The sequence below is a fragment of the Kineococcus indalonis genome, assembly GCF_009906395.1.
GTDB classification, from domain to species: Bacteria; Actinomycetota; Actinomycetes; order Actinomycetales; family Kineococcaceae; genus Kineococcus; species Kineococcus indalonis.
Map to the genome: position 1 here is coordinate 1 of NZ_JAAALM010000252.1, position 5,834 is coordinate 5,834.

The 5,834-nt window shown below is 78.0% G+C and carries 9 protein-coding genes; 5 read left to right on the forward strand and 4 right to left on the reverse strand.

Going from position 1 to position 5,834, the window contains the following annotated elements; genetic code table 11:
* The first annotated feature begins 64 nt into the window (after positions 1-64).
* Both GTR00_RS12875 and GTR00_RS12880 read left to right on the forward strand, forming a co-directional pair.
* Positions 65-340, forward strand: a complete 276-nt coding sequence (locus GTR00_RS12875; protein ID WP_166612013.1) for a hypothetical protein — start codon at positions 65-67, stop codon at positions 338-340.
* A gap of 54 nt (positions 341-394) precedes the next feature.
* Complete coding sequence (locus tag GTR00_RS12880) at positions 395-787, forward strand: VOC family protein (RefSeq protein ID WP_166612014.1); 393 nt, start codon at positions 395-397, stop codon at positions 785-787.
* Between the two features lie 111 nt (positions 788-898).
* Here GTR00_RS12880 and GTR00_RS12885 read toward each other — a convergent pair whose 3' ends face one another.
* Together GTR00_RS12885 and GTR00_RS12890 are read right to left on the reverse strand one after the other, a co-directional pair.
* Positions 899-1,591 (reverse strand): response regulator transcription factor, encoded by a 693-nt coding sequence (locus tag GTR00_RS12885; protein ID WP_166612015.1) that lies wholly within the window; start codon positions 1,589-1,591, stop codon positions 899-901.
* The gene (locus GTR00_RS12890; RefSeq protein ID WP_166612016.1) at positions 1,588-2,838 is read right to left on the reverse strand and encodes a sensor histidine kinase; all 1,251 of its coding nucleotides are present in this window, start codon (positions 2,836-2,838) and stop codon (positions 1,588-1,590) included. The genes GTR00_RS12885 and GTR00_RS12890 overlap by 4 nt, the downstream gene beginning before the upstream one ends.
* 191 nt (positions 2,839-3,029) lie before the next feature.
* Between GTR00_RS12890 and GTR00_RS12895 the strand changes: the two genes are divergently transcribed.
* Together GTR00_RS12895 and GTR00_RS12900 are read left to right on the forward strand one after the other, a co-directional pair.
* On the forward strand, positions 3,030-3,428 hold the full coding sequence (locus GTR00_RS12895) for a DUF6223 family protein (protein WP_166612017.1): 399 nt from the start codon (positions 3,030-3,032) through the stop codon (positions 3,426-3,428).
* Positions 3,425-3,805 carry a histidine triad (HIT) protein gene (locus GTR00_RS12900; protein WP_166612018.1) on the forward strand — a complete coding sequence of 127 codons (381 nt, stop codon included), beginning with the start codon at positions 3,425-3,427 and terminating at the stop codon, positions 3,803-3,805. The genes GTR00_RS12895 and GTR00_RS12900 overlap by 4 nt, the downstream gene beginning before the upstream one ends.
* A gap of 255 nt (positions 3,806-4,060) precedes the next feature.
* On the opposite strand, the gene GTR00_RS12905 is transcribed toward GTR00_RS12900, so the two are convergent.
* Positions 4,061-4,285 (reverse strand): hypothetical protein, encoded by a 225-nt coding sequence (locus GTR00_RS12905; RefSeq protein ID WP_166612019.1) that lies wholly within the window; start codon positions 4,283-4,285, stop codon positions 4,061-4,063.
* Positions 4,286-4,335: 50 nt separating this feature from the next.
* Here GTR00_RS12905 and GTR00_RS12910 point away from each other — a divergent pair, with 50 nt between their 5' ends.
* Positions 4,336-4,953 carry a YibE/F family protein gene (locus tag GTR00_RS12910; protein WP_166612020.1) on the forward strand — a complete coding sequence of 206 codons (618 nt, stop codon included), beginning with the start codon at positions 4,336-4,338 and terminating at the stop codon, positions 4,951-4,953.
* Here the strand turns inward: GTR00_RS12910 and GTR00_RS12915 are convergent.
* Positions 4,919-5,800 (reverse strand): metal ABC transporter permease, encoded by an 882-nt coding sequence (locus tag GTR00_RS12915; RefSeq protein WP_205705706.1) that lies wholly within the window; start codon positions 5,798-5,800, stop codon positions 4,919-4,921. The two genes, GTR00_RS12910 and GTR00_RS12915, sit on opposite strands and share 35 nt — an antisense overlap.
* Between the last annotated feature and the right edge of the window lie 34 nt (positions 5,801-5,834).

The following is a 5,834-nucleotide window of genomic DNA, read 5'->3' on the forward strand; positions in this document are numbered from 1 at the left end:
GAACCCGCGCCCGCGCGCGGCACCGTGGGGCACGACCAGCCGCACCGACCTCCAGGAGCCCGCCGTGAGCGATCCCCGCACCCTGCCCGCCCGCACCCTGTCCGCCCGCACCCTGCCCACCGGGCGCCCACCGCTGACGCGTCGCGCCGCCGCCGCGCTGTGGGCGCTGGTGGTGCTCGGCGCCGCCGTCAACGTGCTCTCCTCGGCGGGGGTGCTCCCGCTGGCGGTGGGCGTCGCCGCCGGGGTGCTCACGCTGAGCGGCGTGGTCGCGCTCGTCGTCGCCCGGCGCCGGCAGCGGCGCGCAGGGAGCGGCACGGGGACGCCCCGCCGCGCCGCCTGACGACCGGCGTCGGCACCTCGACGCCGGCGGCCGGAGCCTCCTACCCTCGGCGGGGTGCACCGCAGCCGGCTGTCCACCCTGCTGATCGACACCCCGCCCCAGCACGCCGCGGCCGGCGCCGCCTTCTGGTCCCGCGCCCTCGGCGTGCGCGCCCGCCCCGCCGCCGGCGAGCCGCAGTTCACCGACCTGCCCGGCGCCGCCCCGCACCTCGTCGTGGCCGTCCAGGCGCTGCAGGACACCGACGAGAACAGCGCCCGCTACCACGTGGACGTCGAGACCGACGACCTCGACGCCGAGACCGGGCGCCTGCTCGCCCTGGGCGCCGTCGAGGTGGGCCGCTGGCTGGACTGCCGCACCCTGCGGGCCCCCGGCGGGCACCTGCTGTGCGTCATCCCCGTGCACAGCGACCCCGAGGAGTTCCGCCGCCACGCCCGCACCTGGCCCTAGCGGGTCAGCGCGCACCACCCCGGCACCGACCGCGGCTCGACCACCCACCGCGCGGGGCGGGCGACCCCCGCGGCACGCACGTCGGCCGGGAGTTCCAGGACCTCCCCGCGCTCACGGGCCCACCAGACCGGTCTGGTAGGCGATGACGACCAGTTGCGCGCGGTCGCGCGCGGCGAGCTTCACCATCGCGTGGCTGACGTGGGTGCGGGCGGTGGCCGGGCTGAGGAACAGCTCCGCGCCGATCTCCTCGTTGCTCATCCCGCGCCCGACCAGGGCCACCACCTCGCGCTCGCGCGCGGTCAGCACCGCCAGCCGCTCCTGCCCCACCGCGGCGGCGGCGCCGGCGGCGGCGAAGCGGGCGATCAGGCGCCGGGTGATGCTCGGGGCGATCAGCGCGTCACCGGCGGCGAGCACCCGCACGGCGTGCAGCAGCTCGGCCGGCCCGGCGTCCTTGAGCAGGAAACCGCTCGCGCCGGCGCGCAGGGCCTCGTAGACGTGGGCGTCGGTGTCGTAGGTGGTGAGGACGAGGACCCGGACGTGCTCCAGGCCCCGCGTGCTCACGATCCGGGCGGTGGCCGCGATCCCGTCGAGGACCGGCATGCGGATGTCCATCAGGACGACGTCGGGCCGGGTCGCCAGGGCCCGCTCGACGGCCTCGGCCCCGTCGGCGGCCTGGCCCACCACGGTGATCCCCTCCTCGGAGTCCAGGAGCAGGGTGAACCCGGAACGCACCAGGGCCTGGTCGTCGGCGAGCAGCACCCTGATCGGCGAGGCGCGCGGGGCCGGAGCGGGCGGGGGGTTCACGGGTGCAGCACCCCGGCGGGGGTCAGCGGCAGCCGCGCCGTGACCTCGAAACCGCCGCCGGGGCGCGGGGCGGCGGTCAGGTTCCCGCCCAGCAGCACGCAGCGCTCGCGCATCCCGACGATGCCGCGGCCGGGCGCGGCCGGTGCCGCACCGCCGTTCGCGCCACCCGCTCCGAGCGCGGCACCGGGGCGGGCGGAGGGGGCGCCGCGCGCCCCCTCGTCGGCCACCCGGACCTCCAGCACGTCTCCGCCGCGCTCGATGCTGACGGTGACGCGGGTGGGACCGACGTGGGTGAGGACGTTGGTCAGCGACTGCTGCACGATCCGGTAGGCGGTGTGCTGCACCGCGCTGGGCAGCGGTTCCGCGGACGGGTCGAGCGCGGTGCCGGGGGTGACCTCCACCTCCAGCCCGGCCCGGCGCGCCACCGCGGTCAGCTCCGGGACCTGCTGCAGACCCGGGTGCGCGAGGCGCTCGCCGTCGGGGTCGCGCAGCACCCCCAGGAGCGCGCGCATCTCGTCCAGCGCCCGGGCGCTGGTCCGTTCGATCGTCACCAGCGCCTCGCGGGCCGTGTGCGGCTGGCGGTCCAGCAGGTAGGCGCTCACGCCCGCCTGGACGTTGATGACCGCGATGGCGTGGGCGACGGTGTCGTGGACCTCGCGCGCGATGCGCAGGCGCTCGGCGTCCACCCGCGAGCGCGCCTCCTCCTCCCGGGTGCGTTCCGCCCACCGGGCGCGCTGCAGCGCCTCGACGGCGGCGACCCGACGGGAGCGCACCGACTCCCCCAGCACCGCGGCGCCGGCCGAGGCCGCGACGCGGAAGAACACCCACCCGAGCGCGGCCCCGGCGGCGTCGGCCGCCGCCAGCAGCCATCCCGTCGCCAGCACGGCGGTGCCCGCACCGGCCACGAGCAGCGACCTGCGCCCGTCGCCGTGCGCGGTGAGGGTGTACAGCGCGGCGGAGACCCCGATCCAGCCGGGCCCGTCGGGGAAACCGGCGCCGAAGTACACCAGGCTGCAGGCCGCCGTCACGGCGAGCACCGGCGCCGGCCGGCGCCGGCGCACGGCCAGGGTCAGACCGCCGGCGACGAGCAGGGCGTACCCCAGGTTCCCGAGGTCGCCCAGGGGGCGCGGACCCACCTCGGCCGGCCGGACGACGGTGCCCTGCACCTGCACGACCGCGACGCAGAGCGCCAGCAGCGCGTCCTGCGCCCACGCCGGCGGCCGCAGCACCTCGACGGGCCGGGACATGGCGCGATCGTAGGTTCCGGGCCCGGCGGCGACCAGCCCCGCCGGGCGCGCCCCGGCTACGTCCGCGAGCGCGGTGGCACGGGCGGCACCCGCCGCGGAACGCGCGGGTGCCGCCCGCCCACCGGCGGACGACGGCGCGGGTGCGCGGGCAGCACCCTCGGCGGTGCCCACCCCGACAGGAAGGACCGGCGATGTCCCCCTCGCACCTGCTCACCGCACCGGTGCTCGCCCAGGCGTCCACCGGCGGCTACGAGATCGGCACCGGACGGCTGGTGCCCACGCTGGCCGCCGTCGTGGCGCTGGCCAGCGCGCTCGCCGGCGCCCGGGCGCTGTCCCGCTCACGCCGCGCCGGCACCGGCGCGGCGACGGCCGCCAGCGGCGCCGTCGCCGCGGTGCTGGCGGGCCTGGTCAGCGTGGTGGTGGCGGGGCTGCACGCGGCGTCCGCCGCCGGCGGTCTCGGCACCGGGAACGGCCTGGCCGGCGCCCTGCTCGCCCTGCTGCTGGGCTCGGCGGGCGCCGTGACCGGCGCGCTGGCGCTGCGGCGCTCCCGCCGCCGCGAACCCCGCGGTGCTCCTACCCTCCTGCCGTGACCGCCGCCGAGGGGTGCCCGATCTGCGCCAAGCACTGCGGTGCGGGGCCCCTGGTGTCCCCCGTGCTGTGGTCCGACGACCTCGTGGTGGTCACCCACGCACCCGCTCGGGAGGCCGGCGCCCTCGCCGAGGCCGCCTGGACCGCCGCGCGCGTGCTGGCCGAGCGCTTCGCGACCGAGCACGTCTTCAGCGCGATCGCGGGCCTGGGCGTCGCCCACGTCCACCAGCACGTCTTCGCCCGCTCCCCCTCGACCCCGCAGGCGGTGCCCTGGCACGGTTCGGCGACGTGGCCGGGAGCGGCGACCGTCTCCCCCGGCGAGCTGGAGGTCCTGGTGCGCGACCTCACCTCGAGGTGGGAGCGGCTGCGCCGGGGGTGAGCGGCGCGACCGGAGGGTGCTGCACCACCACCGGAACTGCCCGTCGCGCAGGTGACGCGGCGCCGGGGTCGTCGTCGAACTGCGCCGAGGTCGTGCCCGTGCCGGGGCGGTTGTTCCCCCTGGACCGCCGGTTGCCGGCACCGAGCAGCCCCGCTCCCTCCGGGTGCGGGGCGATCAGCCGCCGCGACGAGCGGGAACCCCGCCGGACCCGTGCTGCACGCGGGTTCCCGAGCGCGCGCCGACCCGGCGCACCGCTCAGACCGCGTGCGGTTGCGGTGGCGTGCGCACGGGGACGACGACGTCGACGGCGGAGTTGCGCACCGTCATCACCCCGGCCTGGGTCTGCAGCTCGCAGGAACCGGCGCTCACGGCGCCGAGCTGACCGATCAACTGCTCGCCGCTGCGCAGCCGCACCTGCACCGAGTGCCCGCTGAGCGCCTGCAGGACCGGCACCATCGGATCGGTTCCGTCAGCGGACATGGCCGTACGCTAGCGCGCCCGCGCCCCGCGGGGGATCCGCGCACCAGCGCGTGCCCCGCGGGGCGGCGACCCGTCCCGGCGGGCTCGCCGAGGACCGCCTGCCCGACGGCACGATGCCGGCGACCGTGGAGTGCCCCGAGGCGGCCGTCGACCTCGACGGCGGCGGTGCGGCGGTGGTGACGGTGCCGCCGGCGGTGTTCCACGGCGGCCTGGCCGCCGGGGACCGCGTGGTGCTGACCCGCTACGGCGCCGACACCCCTGAGGTCGACACCCCGGGGACCGCGGGCGCCGCGGGGGCGGGCACGTACGTGTGGGCGGACTTCGACCGGCGCGTGCCGCTGGCCGCGGTGTGCGCCTCGTTCGTGCTGCTCACCGTGCTGGTCGGTGGGCGGCGAGGGCTGGCCGCGCTGGTCGGGCTGGCCCTGGGCGGGTCGGCCGTGGCGTTCCACGTCCTGCCGGCGCTGCTGGCGCAGGAGGACGCCGTGCTCGTCGGGCTCAGCTCCTCGACCGCGGTGATGGGGGTGGTCATCCACCTCACGCACGGGGTCTCGGTGCGCACGACGGTGGCGTACCTGGGCACCGTCGCCGGACTGGTGCTCACGGCCGGGGCGGCCGTGCTGGCCGCGGCGCTGGTCAGCCGGCTCGCGACCGCCGGGGCCCGCGGCTGACGTCGGCGGCCGGGGCCGGCACCACCCGCGCAGGCCGCGCGACCCGGCCCAGCACCGCGCACACCGCGAGCACGCCCAGGACGAGCACCACGATGGTCGCGCCCGAGGGCGTCCCCAGCGCCGCCGAGCCGAGGACGCCGCTGACGCTGGTGGCGGCCCCCAGGACGCCGGCCACGCGGCACAGCGAGGCGAAGCTGGCGCTCACGTGCTGGGCGGCGACCACGGGCAGCACCATCAGGGCGCTGAACAGCAGCAGCCCGACCGTGCGCATCGAGAGCACGACGGTGACCGCGGTCAGCACCGCCAGCGCCGCGCTGAGGGCGCGGGTCGGCAGGCCGGAGGCGCGCGAGTGCTCCTCGTCGAAGGAGAAGGCGAAGAACCACGGCCGCCACAGGACCATGGCCACCACCAGGACGACGGCCAGCACGGCGAACACCCGCACGTCGGTGGGGCTGGTGGTGGTGATGGCCCCGAACAGGTAGCCCTCCAGGTTGGTGGTGGTCCCGGCCGGCGCCAGCGACATCAGCAGGACCCCCAGGGCGATGCCGCCGTAGAAGATGACGGCCAGGGCCGCGTCGCCGCCGGTGCGCCCGCGGTCGCGCAGGAACTCGATGAGCAGCGCGGCGCCGACGGCGGTGGCCAGCGCCGTCCACACCGGGGCCGTGCCGGTGAGCACGCCCGCGGCGACCCCCGCCAGGGCCACGTGGCCCAGCCCGTCGCCGATGAGGGACAGGCCCCGCTGGACGACGAAGACGCCGACCAGCGGTGCCGCGAACCCGACGACGAGCGCGGCGAAGAGCGCGCGCCGCATGAAGTCGTAGTCCAGGACGGCGAGCAGGTCGCTCACGCGGCACCTCCGGGGCGCGGGGTCAGCACGGGGT

Excerpts from the sequence above, each read along its gene's own strand:
- GTR00_RS12895 (WP_166612017.1), top strand. The coding sequence starts at position 3,030 with ATGTCCCCCTCGCACCTGCTCACCGCACCGGTGCTCGCCCAGGCGTCC.
- GTR00_RS12890 (WP_166612016.1), bottom strand. The coding sequence starts at position 2,838 with ATGTCCCGGCCCGTCGAGGTGCTGCGGCCGCCGGCGTGGGCGCAGGAC.
- GTR00_RS12905 (WP_166612019.1), bottom strand. The coding sequence starts at position 4,285 with ATGTCCGCTGACGGAACCGATCCGATGGTGCCGGTCCTGCAGGCGCTC.